General features: G+C 58.0%; 12 protein-coding genes. 7 read left to right on the top strand and 5 right to left on the bottom strand.

The window, feature by feature from the left end; genetic code table 11:
• Nucleotides 1–348 precede the first annotated feature (348 nt).
• The 5 genes from G5229_RS02640 (at nucleotide 349) to G5229_RS02660 (ending at nucleotide 7712) form a co-directional block, all read left to right on the top strand.
• Complete coding sequence (locus G5229_RS02640; RefSeq protein WP_100654792.1) at nucleotides 349–972, top strand: YitT family protein; 624 nt, start codon at nucleotides 349–351, stop codon at nucleotides 970–972.
• Nucleotides 973–1236: 264 nt separating this feature from the next.
• Nucleotides 1237–2700 (top strand): IMP dehydrogenase, encoded by a 1464-nt coding sequence (guaB, locus tag G5229_RS02645; protein WP_005360033.1) that lies wholly within the window; start codon nucleotides 1237–1239, stop codon nucleotides 2698–2700.
• An 83-nt stretch (nucleotides 2701–2783) separates the two neighbouring features.
• Nucleotides 2784–4373, top strand: coding sequence for a glutamine-hydrolyzing GMP synthase (guaA, locus tag G5229_RS02650; RefSeq protein ID WP_019445882.1), 1590 nt, complete (start codon nucleotides 2784–2786; stop codon nucleotides 4371–4373).
• A 379-nt stretch (nucleotides 4374–4752) separates the two neighbouring features.
• Nucleotides 4753–5025 (top strand): hypothetical protein, encoded by a 273-nt coding sequence (locus tag G5229_RS02655; protein WP_005337011.1) that lies wholly within the window; start codon nucleotides 4753–4755, stop codon nucleotides 5023–5025.
• 404 nt (nucleotides 5026–5429) lie between these two features.
• Nucleotides 5430–7712 (top strand): AAA family ATPase, encoded by a 2283-nt coding sequence (locus G5229_RS02660; RefSeq protein WP_124929297.1) that lies wholly within the window; start codon nucleotides 5430–5432, stop codon nucleotides 7710–7712.
• 349 nt (nucleotides 7713–8061) lie between these two features.
• On the opposite strand, the gene G5229_RS02665 is transcribed toward G5229_RS02660, so the two are convergent.
• From G5229_RS02665 to G5229_RS02685, 5 genes are all read right to left on the bottom strand, one after another.
• Nucleotides 8062–8889, bottom strand: coding sequence for a bifunctional transcriptional activator/DNA repair enzyme AdaA (locus G5229_RS02665; protein WP_421208327.1), 828 nt, complete (start codon nucleotides 8887–8889; stop codon nucleotides 8062–8064).
• A gap of 51 nt (nucleotides 8890–8940) precedes the next feature.
• Nucleotides 8941–9705, bottom strand: coding sequence for an SDR family oxidoreductase (locus tag G5229_RS02670; RefSeq protein ID WP_201988134.1), 765 nt, complete (start codon nucleotides 9703–9705; stop codon nucleotides 8941–8943).
• A gap of 392 nt (nucleotides 9706–10097) precedes the next feature.
• Complete coding sequence (locus G5229_RS02675; protein ID WP_421208518.1) at nucleotides 10098–11138, bottom strand: lipocalin-like domain-containing protein; 1041 nt, start codon at nucleotides 11136–11138, stop codon at nucleotides 10098–10100.
• Between the two features lie 185 nt (nucleotides 11139–11323).
• Complete coding sequence (locus tag G5229_RS02680; RefSeq protein ID WP_421208329.1) at nucleotides 11324–13753, bottom strand: FtsX-like permease family protein; 2430 nt, start codon at nucleotides 13751–13753, stop codon at nucleotides 11324–11326.
• 30 nt (nucleotides 13754–13783) lie between these two features.
• Nucleotides 13784–14464: an ABC transporter ATP-binding protein gene (locus tag G5229_RS02685; RefSeq protein WP_150995785.1), complete on the bottom strand. Its 681-nt coding sequence runs from the start codon at nucleotides 14462–14464 to the stop codon at nucleotides 13784–13786.
• 197 nt (nucleotides 14465–14661) lie between these two features.
• Between G5229_RS02685 and G5229_RS02690 the strand changes: the two genes are divergently transcribed.
• Nucleotides 14662–15129: a DUF4357 domain-containing protein gene (locus tag G5229_RS02690; protein WP_005333716.1), complete on the top strand. Its 468-nt coding sequence runs from the start codon at nucleotides 14662–14664 to the stop codon at nucleotides 15127–15129.
• A gap of 107 nt (nucleotides 15130–15236) precedes the next feature.
• The gene (gene nhaD / locus G5229_RS02695) at nucleotides 15237–16661 is read left to right on the top strand and encodes a sodium:proton antiporter NhaD (protein WP_421208331.1); all 1425 of its coding nucleotides are present in this window, start codon (nucleotides 15237–15239) and stop codon (nucleotides 16659–16661) included.
• The last annotated feature ends 16 nt before the right edge of the window (nucleotides 16662–16677 follow it).

A 16677-nucleotide genomic window follows, 5' to 3' on the forward strand; every position in this document is an offset into this window, starting at 1 on the left:
CCATGTGGCACCATATCAACATGATCCACTTAATAACGGGCTTTAAAAGGGAAGATGGTGAGCTGCCTTCAGTGTGGCTGGTCAAACATGCTGATGCAGCCTGATGTTTGTCCCATGAATGGGTGTGTTGCTCCTGTCATAGGCAGAATGTCGGAATTTAAATTTGATTTTTCAGCTTATCCTGGATGCTTGTGTTGATTGGCGCTTTTTTTGCTGAGTCTTGTGATGTCGGCAGGGGGGACCGGCAGGGGAAATGGCCAGGGCGCCCGAGTATGCCGACCCCTTCGGCCCAGTGACTGGTGCCCTGATGTCACAGCAAACATGGAGAGGAGTCATATGGAGAGTGAAATGACCATGTCGCCCGTGCCGGCGACCAAAGCCCTGGCCCACACCCTCAAGGACGATGTTTACGGCATGGTGCTCGGGGTCATGTTTATCGCGGTCGGTCTCAACCTGCTCAAGTGTTCCGGCATGATCACCGGTGGCATCGCGGGCATCGCCCTGCTGCTCGCCCATGTCAGCAGTTTGCCCATCGGGGTTCTGTTCTTCATGGTCAACATGCCCTTCATGGTGTTTTGTTACTTCACTATGGGGCGCGCCTTCACCATCAAGACGCTGATCGTCAACGTTACCCTCTCGGCGGCCACCCAGGCGGTACCGCTGCTGCTGACGGTGAGCTATGTCCACCCACTGTTTGCCGCCTTGGTAGGGGGGACCTTTCTCGGCATGGGGGTGTTGTCTCTGGCGCGCCACAATGCCTCCGTAGGTGGCACCGGGGTGGTAACGCTCTGGCTGCAACGGCGCGTTGGCATCAACGCGGGAAAGAGCCAGATGGTGCTTGATGTGCTGGTGTTTGCACTCTCCCTGCTCACCTTGCCACTGCCCTTGCTGCTCTGGTCCACCCTGAGTGCGCTGGCGATGAACGCCATGCTGATGAATTGGCACAAGCCAGGTCGCTATCAGGGAAACTGAACACCCGGCTGCACATAATTGGATCATTGAAAATGCTGTTCCGGGAGGTTGGAGGGAGAAAGGGGCTCAACGACAAAAAAGATCATCTTGTCGTGAAAAAAGGCATGATTACAGCTGAATTTATTAGTTTTTTGCGCCGTTGGCCGCCTAAAAGAGGGCTATGCCATAAAAAATTCAAAAAACTTCTTTACCAGTGACCAATGCGTGAGTAAACTTCGTCGGCAATATTTTACACCCCCACTTCCTCAACGGTGAGATATTGCCATGCTCAGGATTGCCAAAGAAGCGTTAACCTTCGACGATGTACTGTTGGTTCCCGCCCACTCCGAAGTTCTTCCCAATACTGCCGATCTGCGTACCAAGCTGACCTCCGCCATCAGCTTGAACATCCCGATGATCTCCGCTGCCATGGATACAGTGACCGAAGCCCGTCTGGCTATCGCACTGGCCCAGGAAGGCGGTATCGGCTTTATCCACAAGAACATGTCCATCGAGCAGCAGGCTGCCGAAGTGCGCAAGGTCAAGAAGTACGAGAGCGGCGTAGTCACCGACCCCGTCACCGTGCGCCCTGACATGACCATCGCCCAAATCAAGGAGCTGAGCCACAAGAATGGCTTCGCCGGTTACCCCGTGGTGACTGACGGCAATCAGCTGGTCGGTATCATCACCGGCCGTGACGTGCGCTTCGTGATTGACCTCTCCCAGACCGTTGAACAGATCATGACCCAGAAAGATCGTCTGGTCACCGTGCGTGAAGGCGCCCCCCGCGAAGAGGTGGTTGCCCTGATGCAGAAGCACCGTATCGAGAAGGTGCTGGTGGTCAACGCCGACTTCAAACTCAAGGGCATGATCACCGTTAAAGATTTCCAGAAAGCCGAGCGCAAGCCCCACGCCTGTAAAGATGACAAGGGTCGTCTGCGGGTCGGTGCTGCGGTTGGTGCCGGTGCCGGTAACGAAGAGCGCGTCGCCGCGCTGGTGGAAGCCGGTGTTGACGTGCTGCTGATTGACTCCTCCCACGGCCACTCTCAGGGTGTGCTGGATCGCATCAAGGCTACCCGCGACGCCTATCCTGATCTGCAGATCATCGGTGGCAACGTCGCGACCGCCGCTGGTGCCAAGGCGCTGGCTGCTGCCGGTGTCAACGCCGTCAAGGTCGGTATCGGCCCGGGCTCCATCTGTACTACCCGTATCGTGACCGGCGTGGGCGTGCCCCAGATCACTGCCATCTCCGACGCCGTTGACGCGCTGGAAGGCACCGGTATTCCGGTGATTGCCGATGGCGGTATCCGCTTCTCCGGCGACATCGCCAAGGCCATTGCCGCGGGCGCCAGCTGCGTCATGGTAGGTTCCATGTTCGCCGGTACTGAAGAAGCGCCGGGCGAGATCGAGCTCTATCAGGGTCGCTCCTTCAAATCCTACCGTGGTATGGGTTCCCTGGGCGCCATGTCCAAAGGCTCCAGCGACCGCTACTTCCAGACCGACAACGCCGCCGACAAGCTGGTGCCAGAAGGCATCGAAGGTCGCGTGCCGTACAAGGGTCGCCTCAAAGAGATCATCCACCAGCAGATGGGCGGCCTGCGCTCCTCCATGGGCCTGACCGGCAGCGCCACCATCGACGATATGCGCACCAAAGCTGAATTTGTGCGCATCTCCGGCGCCGGGATGAAAGAGTCCCACGTCCACGATGTGACCATTACCAAAGAAGCCCCCAACTATCGGATGGGCTGATAAAACGGGGCCCTGCGCCCCGTTTTTCCACCCTTTTTTATCCCGTGCCCTTTGTGACAACATCAGCCTGATGCAGGAATAAAATGACTAAAGACATTCACCAGCACCGTATCCTTATCCTCGACTTCGGTTCCCAGTACACCCAGCTGATCGCTCGCCGCGTGCGCGAAATCGGCGTTTACTGCGAACTGTGGGCCTGGGACGTAACCGAAGAGCAGATCCGCGAATTCAATCCGAGCGGTATCATCCTCTCCGGTGGCCCCGAGTCCGTCACCGAAGCTGGCAGCCCGCGCGCCCCCGAGTATGTATTCAACGCCGGTGTCCCTGTGTTCGGCATCTGCTACGGCATGCAGACCATGGCCGAGCAGCTGGGTGGCAAGGTGCAATCCTCTACCGAGCGTGAATTCGGTTACGCCAAGGTGGAAGTGCTGGGCGAAGCTGGCAAGAGCAGCGCCCTCTTGCGCAATATTGAAGATGCCATCGCCGACAACGGCAATGCCCTGCTGGATGTCTGGATGAGCCACGGTGACAAGGTCACCACCATTCCGGCCGACTTCACCACCATCGCCCAGACCCCGACCTGCCCCCACGCGGCCATGGCGTGTGAGGCCAAGCGCTTCTACGGCGTGCAGTTCCACCCGGAAGTGACCCACACCCGTCAGGGTGCCCGCATGCTGGAGCACTTCGTCAAAGACATCTGCGGCTGCGAATGCCTGTGGACCCCGGCCACCATCATCGACGACGCCGTTGCCCGCATCCGCGAGCAGGTAGGTGACGATGAAGTGATCCTCGGTCTCTCCGGCGGTGTCGACTCCTCCGTGGTTGCCATGCTGGTGCACCGCGCCATCGGCGATCGCCTGACCTGCGTCTTCGTGGACAACGGTCTGCTGCGTCTGAACGAAGGCGAGCAGGTGATGGAGATGTTTGGTGACCACTTTGGTCTGAACATCATCAAGGTTGAAGCGGAAGAGCGCTTCCTCTCTGCCCTGGCCGGTGTTGACGAGCCGGAAGCCAAGCGTAAGATCATCGGCCGCGTTTTCGTCGAAGTGTTTGATGATGAAGCGAAAAAGCTGAAAAACGCCAAGTGGCTGGCGCAAGGCACCATCTACCCGGACGTTATCGAATCCGCTGCCAGCAAGACCGGCAAGGCCCACGTCATCAAGTCTCACCACAACGTCGGCGGCCTGCCGGAAGAGATGAAGATGGGTCTGGTCGAGCCGCTGCGCGAGCTGTTCAAAGACGAAGTGCGCCGCGTTGGCCTCGAACTGGGTCTGCCCTACGACATGCTCTACCGTCACCCGTTCCCGGGTCCGGGTCTGGGCGTGCGTGTTCTTGGCGAAGTGAAGAAAGAGTACTGCGATATTCTGCGCCGTGCCGATGCAGTCTTTATCGAAGAGCTGCGCAAAGCCGACCTCTACAACCAGGTCAGCCAGGCGTTCGCCGTGTTCCTGCCGGTGCGCTCCGTTGGTGTGATGGGCGATGGTCGCAAATATGACTGGGTCATTGCGCTTCGCGCCGTCGAAACCATCGACTTTATGACCGCCCACTGGGCACATCTGCCGTACGACTTCCTCGGTCACGTATCGAACCGCATCATCAACGAGATCAACGGTATCTCCCGCGTGGTGTACGACGTTTCCGGCAAGCCGCCCGCAACTATCGAATGGGAATAAGCGGCGCTAGCCCTTCTACCCTTCGAGCATAAAAATGCAAAAAAGACGCCCTTGAGGCGTCTTTTCTTTTCTCAATCGTTTGCGCCACATATCTTCTTTTTTCGAGCAGCTTTTTCGCCACCTTGCCCCTGTCATATGTGACAGGGGCATTTTTGCCATCTCGCACTAGGCTCTCTCATGCCAATTGAGCCCGCTGTCAACAGCGGCTTGTGGCTGGGGGGAGGGCTGATCCAGTTGCAGATAGCTGCGCAAACGGGCTCATCGTCATCGCGCCAACCGGCAGTGACGACCCCCGGTGGAGACCGGAAACCACTTGAATCAACGGGGCGCAGCCCGAACGGCCAAACGAGTCGGGATCATAGAGCACGGAGAGTTTGATATGTCAGAACAAGCAGTGTTGGTGGGTGGATGGACCGCATATCACAAGCTGACCGCCGAGGATCAGGCGGTATTTGATCAGGCGCTGAAAGGATTTGTAGGGGTGCAGTACGTACCCTTTGAAGTCTCCACTCAAGTGGTGGCTGGCACCAACTACCGCTTCAAGTGCAAGAGCACTGTGCCGCTTGCCAAACCGATCCATGGCGAAGCCGTGGTACAGATCTTCAAATCACTGGACGGGGATGCCCATATCACCTCCATTACCCCGATCTGATAGGGTTGTGGGCAAGGCGGGGAGGGGGAGATCTCCTAACCGGTTTGCTCCAGACTCCAGCAATAAGAAAGACGCCTTAGGGCGTCTTTTCTTTATCTATGCTCCGGCACTGCTGATATGTGGCCGGTATTTGTACTTATTGATTAATTTATTGATCTTGCTCAGGAAACTGTCATCTCCCTCTTTTCTTGCTTACCTCGTTAGCTAAGATTGCCGTTTGGCAACCGTTTGAGTCATCCATGTGTAAAGCCCGATAAATGACATAGGTAAACTGCAGCAGACTGGAGACTATCGGATTAATACTGCCGTCCATCCAATCACTGGTATGTGCCTTACTGCCAGATACCGGTGCCAAAAGTTCAGAGGGCAAACATTATCCCGTAGAGTCGGGGGAGGGGGAAAGAATGCTAGAACGAATTCACCGAGTTAAGGGAGTTGGCCTTCTTCATGATGCCAATGGTCGTGCTTATAGTCTTAAGAAAGCGAGTCTTATTTACGCCGATAACGGAGTGGGCAAGTCTACTCTCACGTCAATCCTCCGATCATGCGCCTCTAACGAACCCGATCTGATAAGTCGCCGTCGTACAATAGACGGCAGCAATCAGCCTGAAGTCCATTTTCAATTCTCTAACGGCCAGAATTCAAGATTCACAAACTCAGCGTGGGATCACCCACGTCCAGAGTTATTGGTATTCGATGCCGATTTTGTGGAAAAGAACGTATACGCAGGAGGTCAAGTAACAACTGATCAGAGAAGGAATCTTCTGCAGTTTGCCCTAGGCACCAACGCAGTAAATGCTCAGCACGAATATGATCAAGCCGACGCTGACGCCGTTGCGGCAGCACAAGCAGTTAGAGAACTTAATAATCAATTGGCTGAGTTTCATCGAGGCATAACACTTCGTCAGTTCCGCAATTTGGCCGAAGTAGTAGATGCAGATGCCCAGATCGCGAGATTAAATGAACAAATCGTAGAGGCTCAGAACATCGGATTTATCCAAGCCAAAGCTTTGCCTAGGTGCTTGGAAGAACCAACGCTTAATGTTGGTCAAATTTTTGAGACGTTTAGACGCTCTTTATCTGATATCGACTTGGCTGCTGAGCAACGTGTCAGGCAACACTTAGACCTACTTGGTCAGCCGGGCCTTGAAAAATGGATTAGTGATGGTCGTAACTATGGAAACGATGAAAATTGCCCGTATTGCAACCAACCTCTTGACGGTGTCGAGCTAATTGAGGCTTATCGAAGCTATTTTAATCAAGATTATAATCGTCTAAAGGTCTCAGTGGCTGCGTTGGATACGCTCATATCACATGCTACTTCACAATCGATTATCGAAAGACTTGCCGCAAATTTCTCTACCGCTAGCGCAATCATTGATGGGTGGCAGGAGCATCTCGAGATACAAGCCCCGGAGTTTAATTTTGATGCTTCTATGCTTGCACTCTTGGAAATTAGAAGGCGTCTGGATGAATTAAGAATCACCAAGGAGGCTAATTTACTTGAACCAATCGGTTCAATTGAAGCAGAAAACGAACTGAGAGTTATCTGGGATCAAATTCTAGTAATTGTTAGGAATTGCAATAGCAGGATAGACGCTGCGATTAGACAAATTAATGACTACAAGACAAACCTTGCCACGGTGAGCACTGACGATTTGCATCGCCAAATTGCAACTCTTGAACAGGCTAAGACCAGATATCGGCAAGAAGTCGTTGATATGCTTTCTCAACTTGATACAGCGACTTCTGAAGAAGCACTGAAACAGGCTGAAAAGCAACTTAAAAAAGATGCTTTGAACACGATCATGCAAACCACACTTGAGAGTTACAAGGACCGAATTAATCAGTTGCTTCGTGCATTTGGTGCGCAATTCTCTATACCGAATATAGATTTCAACTACCGAGGCGGTCTGCGAAGCAATTACAACCTATACATGCGTGGAGCCAGTATTGAATTAACTGGCGGAGTCCCTGACTTCAAGACCTCGTTGAGTGAGGGGGATAAAAGGACTTTGGCCTTTGCATTTTTTATTGCATCAGTTGAGTCAACTGTTGATCTGGCAAGTAAGGTCGTAGTGATTGATGACCCCATTTGCAGCCTAGACCTTAATCGTAAGCAGCAGACTCGTACCATATTGAAACGGGTTCATGATAATTGCAGACAGCTAATTGTGTTAGTTCACGACATTCATTTTATGAGAAATCTGCGGGACGAAATTTTACGCGGAAGTACACCTCAGCATGTTGTATGTTTGAGATTAAAAACTGTTGAAAATCGCTATAGTGATTTTGCTATGATTGACGTTGATAAAGAATGTGAAGGGGCATACTTCAAATGCCATAGAGTGTTAGGCGAATATTTAGCGGGTGAAGCTCAAAGTAGCATGGAGGTTGCGAGGTCTATTAGACCTATGCTAGAAGGATATTTGCATCGCCGATTCCCTGGCATGGTAGATAGCGGGTTGCTGTTCGGACAGGTAATTCAAGCTATTAATGCTGCTCCACAAAATAGCCCACTTTTTCATGCTCAGAACATTACTGCGGAATTAAATGAAATAAACGGTTACGCTGGGCAATATCATCACGATACGAACCCATCAGCGGATCAAGTGCAAATCATAGATGGTGAGTTACGCCTGTTCGTTGAGAGAGCGATTCGGGTCGTTCATGCTGGCGCCGCTTAGCCTTCAGTTTGAAAGTGAGTCACGCATATAACAACACGTTGCGGTGCCGTAGGGTGCAATGAAATTGCACCTCTACTTTTGTTCCTCATACCTTGCACAAAAGCCACTCTGCAAATGGTGCAATGCTCTGCACTTATTACACCCTACGTGTTTCGTTAATCCGCTGGGGTGGTGTAACTGATCGCCACGCCCTGTAACCAAAGCAACAAAAGGGGCGATCTGCGCCCCGATTCTTCTTATGTCCCCGTTTTATATCGCCGCACGCTTGTCCGGCGTTGCCTGATTGTCTGCTGACTCACTACCAAGATTCCTGTTTTCCTCATCAGGCCGAGCAGAATAAAGGCCACCTTCACTCATACCTCGCCGCTTCCCAGGCGTGGATCGCCTGTTTACGGGTCTCGCCCCAGTGATAGCCGCCGAGTTTGCCGTTTTGCTGGATGACCCGGTGACAGGGGATCATCAAGGCGACGGGGTTGGCGCCCACCGCCAGCCCCACGGCTCGGGCGGCTTTGGGGTTGCCGACTGCGTTCGCCACCTGGGCGTAGCTCACCACCTTGGCGGGCGGGATCTGCAGCAGCGCCCGCCAGACGCTGATCTGAAAGTTGGTGCCGCTCACGTGCAAGGAGATAGGGCGATCCGGCGCCTTGCTGCCATCGAACATGGTGTGGATGACCCCCCGGGTGCGTGATGGCGCTACTTGCAGCCTTGCCGCAGGCCAGCTGTGGGCGAGGGCGGCCAGCGGTGCCTCTGGGGCCTTGTCATCGAGAAACGAGAAGTTGCACACCCCCCGCTGGGTCAGGGCGACAAACGCCTGGCCGAAGGGGGTGTCGTGCACCCCGTGATCGATAACCAGCCCGGCCCCGCGCTGCTTGTACTCGCCCGGCGTTACCGCTTCGAGCTGCACGAAGTGATCGTAGAGCCGCGAGCCGCTGCTAAGGCCCAGGGTATCGGCCACCTCCAGCAGCGGGCGCGACTCCTGCAGCAGCGCCTTGGCCCGCTCCAGGGTCAGCACCTGCAGATAGCGTTTGGGCGTCACTCCGGCCCAGCGGCTGAACAGCCGCTGGAAGTGAAAGGGACTTAAGTGAACGTGCGCCGCTATCTCGTCCAGAGTGGGCTGGCGCTCCACCTGACTTGCGATAAAACGGATGGCATCGGCGATGCGGGCGTAATCAGACATAAGGCGCTCTCACGATAAGGTTGCGGTCGCAGGATCTTGGGGGCGACAACGTCATGTACGACAAATTGATACCCCACCATCGGCCAACAGGGCAATGCCGGTGGTAAAGCTGGATGCATCGGACGCGAGATAAAGGGCCGAGCGGGCGATCTCCTCCGGTTGGGCCAGCCGTTTGAGGGCATGCATATTCTGCACAAAGGCGAGGCTCTCTGGCGTATTGGCAAAAGCCCGCCCCATGGGAGTGTCGGTGCCCCCCGGCAGCAGGGCGTTGACCCGCACCCCTTGTGCCCCATACTCGGCAGCCAGCACCCGGGTCAGGCCAATGAGGCCCGCCTTGCTCGCCGCATAGGCCGCCATGCCGGGCAGCCCCAGGGTATGGCCGACGAAGGTAGAGGTAAAAATAAGCGAGCCGCCACCACGCGCCAGCATGGCGGGGATCTGGTACTTGGCTCCCACAAAGGCGCTGGTGAGGTTGGTATCCAGAATTTCCTGCCACTGCGCCAGTTCAAGCTCCTCTACGCTGCCCGGCATGCCTGTGGTACCTGCGTTGTTGAAGGCGATATCGAGCCCGCCGAAACGGGTTAGCGCGAGCTCCACCAGATCGCGGGCGTAAGTCTCGTTTTTCACATCTCCCGCCAGACTCACCGCCTGGCCCCCCTCATGGCGGATCTCATCCACCAGCAGATCCAGCTCGGGCTGGCGGCGGGCGCCGACGACAACGCTGGCCCCTTCGCGGGCAAACAGGATGGCGCTGGCGCGACCGATGCCGGAGCTGGCGCCGGTGATGATGGCGACCTTTTTGGACAGTAATGACATGGCAGTTCCCTCGCAGGTGTGTTGTGCGCCAAATCAGTGGGGCACAGGGTTGGCTGTGGGTTGGAACCCCAATAGGTTCCAACCGACTTGGGTTTGGCCCCACTATGGCAACCACTCCTTTCTGGAACGACCCGAATCTTGCTCTCTTTGTTCCCAAGCCGTTTTGCTACATGTCGATACAGGCCTTTGCGGCAACAAAAGGGGCGAACTGCGCCCCGAATTCTTTATCATGCCCCCCTTTAAAATCGCCGGCTCCAGGTGCGGCGCGCCCTGTGTGCCGCAGTGAGGGGCGAGAGCCCCGGCGTCATGGTGGCTGCGTGCATCATCAAATCCGTCTGGCAGGGCATTGACGGCGGCTTATGGCCGTTGCAATCAACAGCCACGCTCCTGGATCAATAGCCCGTCATCTCCAGATAGCCGACACCTTGAGCATCTCCCGAGACAGAGACCGCACCCTCCCAGTAGTCAAAGCGGCCTGTCATGGCCTGATTGGGCTGACGGGCTTTGATGGTGAGGCTCATTCCGGCGGCGTCTAGCTGCCACTCGACGGGGTAATCCTGCCCCTTGGGGCCGCGCCAGGTGTTGCCCGGCGTCAGGTGAATCGCGTCGGGGGTGAGCACCCGGCTGCTGCCATCCCGCTCAATCAAGATGCCGTAGCGATTCTCGGGCTCTGCGCGGCCCGTCTTGGTGCGCAGGCGAAACAGCATCAGCTCGCGGCCATCGTTCAACTGGAGCGAAAACCAGTCCCAGCCCGATTGCCACTCGGCCAATACCGAGCTGCTCCACTCGTGATCAAACCACCCTTGTCCGGTGACGGTGCGGGTCTCGCCATTGCGAGCCAAGGTGCCGCGAAGAGTGAGGCGCGGGTAGGAGTAGTAAAAGGAGGCGTTGCCCGGGCTCTTCTCGCTGTAACCGGCCTTGCCTTGTAGCACCAGCGGCTTGGCGGCGGTGACGGTGAGGTTCAGCTCGCCAATCTTGCTCTGCACCTTGAGGGTGGCGGGAAAGAGCGCCGCCCCTTGCGAGGCAAGCCGCCACTCCCTGAGCCAATATTGGCCGCCGTTGGCCCCCGCCAGTCCCGGCCCCTGCCGACTGGCCCGTTCATCTTGCTGGTGAGTGCCACGGTCGAGATCCGTGATGGCAAACTGGGCCAGCCAGAGCTGGGGGGTGAGCCAGGGGTTGCTGGTGCGGAGTTCTTGCTCGATACCCTGCCTAAACAGGGTCCACTGCATGCCATATTCGCGCCCCTGATCATCCTTGAGGTTGCCGGTGAGATACCACCACTCGGAGCGGTAATCGGGGTGGGCGGCGTGATCCTCCGGCAATTGGATAATTTGCCCCGGCAGCACCTTTTTAAAGCTGTCGTTGCCACCGCCGAGCAGGGCGCCCAGATCGCTGGCCTGCGCGTTGCCAATCATGGCAATCAGCGGGAGCAAGAGGGTGGCGAGCCACAGGAACCGTAAAGAGGACAAGCTTCCCCTCACCCTGGCCCTCTCCCGAAGGGAGAGGGGATGGTTCAATGCCGCACTGTGATCTTCTTTGCGCTGAAGAAGGGGCGGAGAGAGGGACGTGGTTAATGGGAGCTTCAAGCTATGGCTGAGCCAGTGCGCTAACCGATATGTCATACCACTCTCCTTGCCGCATACCAGGATGCCAGTGCGCCACAGACCGGTGCCAGCAACAGGGCGGTGACCGCATGAAGGGGGGCGGCCTCGAAGGCGAGGCGCCAGCCAAAGGCGCGGGGGTTGACCACCTCGATCAGCACCCAGGCAAGGCCATAGCCCACCGGCAGGGCCAGCAGGGCGGTGAGCAGCCCCAATCCAGCCCCTTGCCACACCAGCAGCTGGCGGCAGTGGCGGGGGCTCAAGCCCAGACTCTGCAAGGTCTGCAGCTCACCACGGCGCGCCAGCCCCAGCACCATAAAGGCCGAGCCGATCCCGACAAAGGCGATGCCGAGGATCAGCAGTTTCAATAGCTCGGTCACCACAAAGGTCTGGTCAAACACCTTGAGCGCCGCGCTGTGAATGGCGGGGGCGGAGAGCAGATTGAGCTGCTCGCCAAAGCGCTCGCGCAGGCGGTCGGCCAGCTGTTCGGGGTCGTTGCTAAAGAGGGCGAGGGATTGCACCGCGCCCCCTTCGAAGGCGTGCAGGATCTGCCCCTTGTCACTGCCGTAGTCCTGATAGACGCCGGTGACGGTGAACTGCCGTGGCCCCTGCTCGCCGCTGATCGCCAATGTCTGGCCTACCTTGACCCCGAGGCGCACCGTCAGCGGTTCGCTCGCCAGTACCTCGTCAGGGCGGGTCGGCCAGCGTCCGGCCAGCAGCGGATAGGCCGCTTTAAGCTGGGGGATAAAGTCCATCTGCGCCCACTCGATGGGCTGCCCCTGCCAGCGGGCGGGGTGAACCGAGCGGCGCGAGGCCGCGCTCACCAGCGGATTGGCGAGCAGAGTCTTAAGGGTGGCGTCGCTCAAGGTGCCCTTGTTGCCCGCCACCCCCTTGGGGGCGGTGACATAGAGATCGGCGGCCAGACGCTGGCCGAGCCAGATCTCCACGCTGGAGCGAAAGCTCGACACCATGACCCCGATGCCGATGGCCGCCGCGATGGCCAGCTTCAACGCCATCACCGCGATGGCGGTGCGATCGAGGTGATAGAGGGTCTCGGCCACCCCGAGCCGGGCGGTGAGGGGGCCGCCCGCGCGCCGTCGCAACCAGCCAAGCAGGCCGCGCAGGGCATCGGGCAGCCAGAGTGCCATGGCCAGCAGCCAGCCGCCGGCGATAAAGAGGGCGCCACTCAGACCTGTTTGTGGCAGCCACAGGCAGAGGGCGCACAGCAGCAGGATGGCGATGGCCAGCACGCGCCGTCGCCACGGGTGAGCGGGGGGGCGGCTGCTTCCCGCTCGCAGTTCGAGGGGGGATTGGCGCAGCAGTTGCCACCAGCCGGGCAGGTTGGCGGCCAGCGTGCCGAACAACCCGATCAACAGCGCCTTGAGCAGGCTCACAGGGGAAAGGCGCAACAGATCGATGGGGTTGGGGCCATAGAGATCGGCCAGCGCCTGGGTCAGTTGCCCCATCAAGGCGAGCGCCAACAGGCTGCCGAGCAGCACCCCGAGCAGGGTGCCGAGGGTGGCGAGAATAACGAGCTCCAGAATGAGCCAACGCAGTACCCGACTCGGCCCCATCCCCAGAATGATCAACTGGGCCAGCTGGGGGCGACGCACGCTCTGGACAAATCGCTGGGCGTTGAACACCAGAAACAGTCCCACCGCCATGGCGAGCAATGAGAGCGCCGTCAGATTGAGGGCCAGCGCATCGCCAAGCTGGCTGGCATCGAGCGCCGGGCTTATGGGCTCAAGCCACAAGGGCTGGTTTGGGTAATCGGTTTGCAGGGTGGCCTGCAGGGTGCGAGCCTCGGCGTCGCTTAGCTTGAAGACGATGCGATCGAGCCGACCCGCTTTATCCAGCAACGGCTGGGCGAGGCCGATATCGGTTATCAGCAGCCGCTCCATGGGCACGGCGCCCGGTTCGAACGTGCCCGCCAGCGTCAGGGTCAGGGTGCGGGCGCTGCCGCCATCGCTGCCGCCCAATACAAAGCGGCGGCTCTGGCCCGCTTGCCAGCCAAGGCGAGCTGCCTCAGGGGCCGCCAGCCAGATGCTGTCGGCACGGTTGAGGGAAAAGGCGGGTTCGCTCGCGGGTTGGGCGCCAAGCAGCTGGCGCAGGGGGCCGGGGTTGAAGAGATCCATTCCCAGCAGTTGAAAGCTGCGCCCCTCTTCATCCTTGAGCCAGCCATGGAGCTGGGGCATGGCATCCAAGGCGGGCTGGCTGGTCACCAGCTGCACGTAAAGCTGCTCATCCAGCCCGCCAGCGGGGGCCAGCCGGTAGTTGGCTTCCCCTGCCAGCTGGCTGCGGGCTGCGACAAAATTGGTGCGGGCACTGTGGTTGAGCAGCTCGATGGCCACCACCAGCGATACCCCCAATACCAGCCCGGCCAGACTCATCAGCAGCAACCAGGGGTGGCTGCGATAGAGGCGCAGCAGCGCTTTGAGTGGCAGCATCAGCGTGACTCCGGCTGGCGCAGTCGTTGTTTAGTCATGACGGGGTCCCTTGAGCTCGATAAGTTGCCCCCCTTCGAGGCGCAGCACCCTGTCGGCCTGCGCAGCATAGGCGGGGTTGTGGCTCACCAGCAGCAAGCCTGCGCCTGTGTCGCGCACCGCCGCGATCATTAACGCCATCACCTGTTCGGCATTGTGTTCATCGAGGCTGCCGGTGGGTTCGTCGGCGAGCAGCCAACCGGGTTGATGGATAAGGGCGCGGGCCAGCGCCACTCGCTGTCGCTGGCCGCCGGAGAGCTGCTCCGGCCAGGCATCGCGCTTGTGGCTCATATCGAGCCGTTGCAGCAACTGGTCAATCTTTGCCTCATCCGGTGGCAGCCCGTTGATAGCCAGCGGCAGGGCCAGATTCTCGGCCACGTTCAGGGTCGGCAGCAGGTTGAAATCCTGATAGACGATACCGAAATGGCGGCCCCGCAGGCGCGCCCGCTCGTCGGGGGAGCGGGTGTCGATCCGGGTCTCCCCCAGCCAGATCTCCCCTTCATCCGGTGCAATCAGCCCGGCGATCAGATTGAGCAGGGTCGATTTGCCGCAGCCGCTTTGGCCCAGCAGCAGGGTGATCTCGCCAGCGGGGAGGGCGAGATCGAGATGGTGGAACAGCGGCAGTCGCTCACTGCCGTTATCGAAACTCTTGCAGAGGTTGCGCAGGGTCAGCATGGGATAACCGTTTGATGGTCAATGGCTTTCATCATGCTTGGTACGCTAGCACGGCCAGCATTGATCAACACCCCTTACGGTTGATCAAGAGTGCCAGTTAGTGATCAAGGCGGCAAAAGAGCAGTGGATCCTCGCTGGATCCCGCTTGCCCGAGGTGGTTAGAATAGGGGCTTCCATGGGTCACAGGATGAGCAAGGATGTTACACAAGCAAGTCAGTTTTATCATCGATAGCAAGGGCAACAAGCAGGCTGCCGTCGTCCCCATCGAGATCTACAACGAGCTGATGACCCTGCAAAAGGCACTCTCCGACAACCGGCCGGGGGAGCGCGAGCTCTACCACTTCAACGGCAAGGGGGCCGAGGCCCACGGTTATCCGGTGGGCAAGCGGCAAAATCCGGGCTTTATGGTGCTGGCCGGTTCCACCGCCAATGGCGAGGATGCCGCCTCCCTGCGTGAAGCGGTGATCGAGCTGCGTCACGAGCTGCTGGAAAAGGGGGTCATAGTGCCCCGCAGTCAGGGCGGCTTTGTCTTTACCGCCGATCAGCTGTTCAACAGCCCGAGTTTGGCCGCCAGTCTGGTGGCGGGCAATAACCGCAGCGGTCTGGATGCCTGGCAGAACAGCGCAGGCTATACCCTCAAGCAGTCGGGTTTCGGCAAGAAATAATCCCGCGTTTCGACAGCAAACCAATTAAGCGTTAATTGACCTGGATGAATTTTTCTTTTCATCCAGGTGTTAGCATCATTGCCAGATGGTTCTAAAAGGAAGAGACCATGTCTGCGCTTACCCCAGTTATTTTGCTGCTGTCCCTGTTTATCCCTCCCGCCCATGCCAGTAGTGGCCCTGTTCTGTTGACATCCTCCTCAATCGGTCTTTTTTGTGTCGGATTGTTTGTGTTGGCCTACGCCCTGGTGATGGCTGAAGAGTATCTGCAACTGCGCAAGTCCAAACCCGTGCTGGTGGCCGCCGGGGTGATCTGGATCCTGATTGGTATCGCCTATGCACAGCAAGGGATGAGCCCTGTCGCCGAGCAGGCCTTCCGCCATACCTTGCTGGAATATGCCGAGTTGATGCTGTTCCTGCTGGTGGCGATGACCTATATCAACGCCATGGAGGATCGCAGGTTATTCGATGCCCTGCGCGCCTGGCTGGTGCGATCCGGCTTTCACTTGCGCACCCTGTTCTGGTTGACCGGTGGGCTTGCTTTTTGTATTTCGCCGGTGGCAGACAACCTGACCACTGCGCTCTTGATGTGCGCCGTGGTGTTGAAGGTGGCCAACGGTGATCGGCGTTTTGTCAATCTTGCCTGCATCAACATAGTGATCGCCGCCAACGCCGGAGGGGCGTTCAGTCCCTTTGGCGATATCACCACCCTGATGGTGTGGCAGGCGGGCAAGGTGCAATTTGGCCAGTTCTTCACCCTGCTTATTCCCTCTCTGCTCAATTTTCTGGTTCCGGCCATCCTGATGAGCCTGATGGTGCCGCGTCATGTCCCCGAAGCCGACAACGAGCATATCGAGCTGAAGCGAGGCGCCAGGCGTATCGTGTTGCTCTTCTTGCTCACCATTACCACGGCAGTCATGTGTCACAGCTTTCTTCACCTGCCGCCAGTGCTCGGCATGATGCTGGGACTCGGTTATCTGCAGTTTTTCGGGTTTTATCTGCGCAAGTCGTTACCGCGCTCGCTGGCACGCAAGCGTGCGCTCTACGAACGCAATGGCGACACCGAAAGGTTGCGCAGACTGGGCTCTGTGGTGCCATTCGATGTGTTCAACAAGGTCGCCAAGGCGGAGTGGGATACCTTGCTCTTCTTCTACGGAGTGGTGATGTGTGTAGGGGGGCTGGGCTTTATGGGGTATCTGGAGCTGGTATCACACTGGTTGTATGAGGGTACGGATCCCACCATGGCCAACATCTTCATCGGGGTCTTGTCCTCCGTCATCGACAACATTCCCGTGATGTTTGCCGTGATCTCGATGAGCCCAGACATGGCGCTGGGGCAGTGGCTGCTGGTGACCCTGACCGCCGGGGTGGGCGGCAGCCTGCTCTCCATCGGCTCTGCCGCCGGTGTTGCCCTGATGGGGCAGGCCCATGGCATGTATACCTTCTTTGGCCACCTGAAATGGTCGCCGGCTATCTTGCTCGGCTATCTGGTGAGCATAGGGGCGCACCTCTGGCTCAACAGTGCCCAGTTCTGAACGTCTGCCCGCCAGT

The organism is Aeromonas sp. 602396 (genome assembly GCF_049173735.1).
Lineage (GTDB): Bacteria > Pseudomonadota > Gammaproteobacteria > Enterobacterales > Aeromonadaceae > Aeromonas > Aeromonas veronii_A.

Bases quoted from the DNA above. Each gene is read 5' to 3' on its own strand.
- G5229_RS02685 (WP_150995785.1), bottom strand. From the start codon at position 14,464: ATGCTGACCCTGCGCAACCTCTGCAAGAGTTTCGATAACGGCAGTGAG.
- G5229_RS02670 (WP_201988134.1), bottom strand. From the start codon at position 9,705: ATGTCATTACTGTCCAAAAAGGTCGCCATCATCACCGGCGCCAGCTCC.
- guaB (WP_005360033.1), top strand. From the start codon at position 1,237: ATGCTCAGGATTGCCAAAGAAGCGTTAACCTTCGACGATGTACTGTTG.
- G5229_RS02690 (WP_005333716.1), top strand. From the start codon at position 14,662: ATGTTACACAAGCAAGTCAGTTTTATCATCGATAGCAAGGGCAACAAG.
- G5229_RS02680 (WP_421208329.1), bottom strand. From the start codon at position 13,753: ATGCTGCCACTCAAAGCGCTGCTGCGCCTCTATCGCAGCCACCCCTGG.
- G5229_RS02640 (WP_100654792.1), top strand. From the start codon at position 349: ATGACCATGTCGCCCGTGCCGGCGACCAAAGCCCTGGCCCACACCCTC.
- guaA (WP_019445882.1), top strand. From the start codon at position 2,784: ATGACTAAAGACATTCACCAGCACCGTATCCTTATCCTCGACTTCGGT.
- nhaD (WP_421208331.1), top strand. From the start codon at position 15,237: ATGTCTGCGCTTACCCCAGTTATTTTGCTGCTGTCCCTGTTTATCCCT.
- G5229_RS02655 (WP_005337011.1), top strand. From the start codon at position 4,753: ATGTCAGAACAAGCAGTGTTGGTGGGTGGATGGACCGCATATCACAAG.
- G5229_RS02660 (WP_124929297.1), top strand. From the start codon at position 5,430: ATGCTAGAACGAATTCACCGAGTTAAGGGAGTTGGCCTTCTTCATGAT.
- G5229_RS02665 (WP_421208327.1), bottom strand. From the start codon at position 8,889: ATGTCTGATTACGCCCGCATCGCCGATGCCATCCGTTTTATCGCAAGT.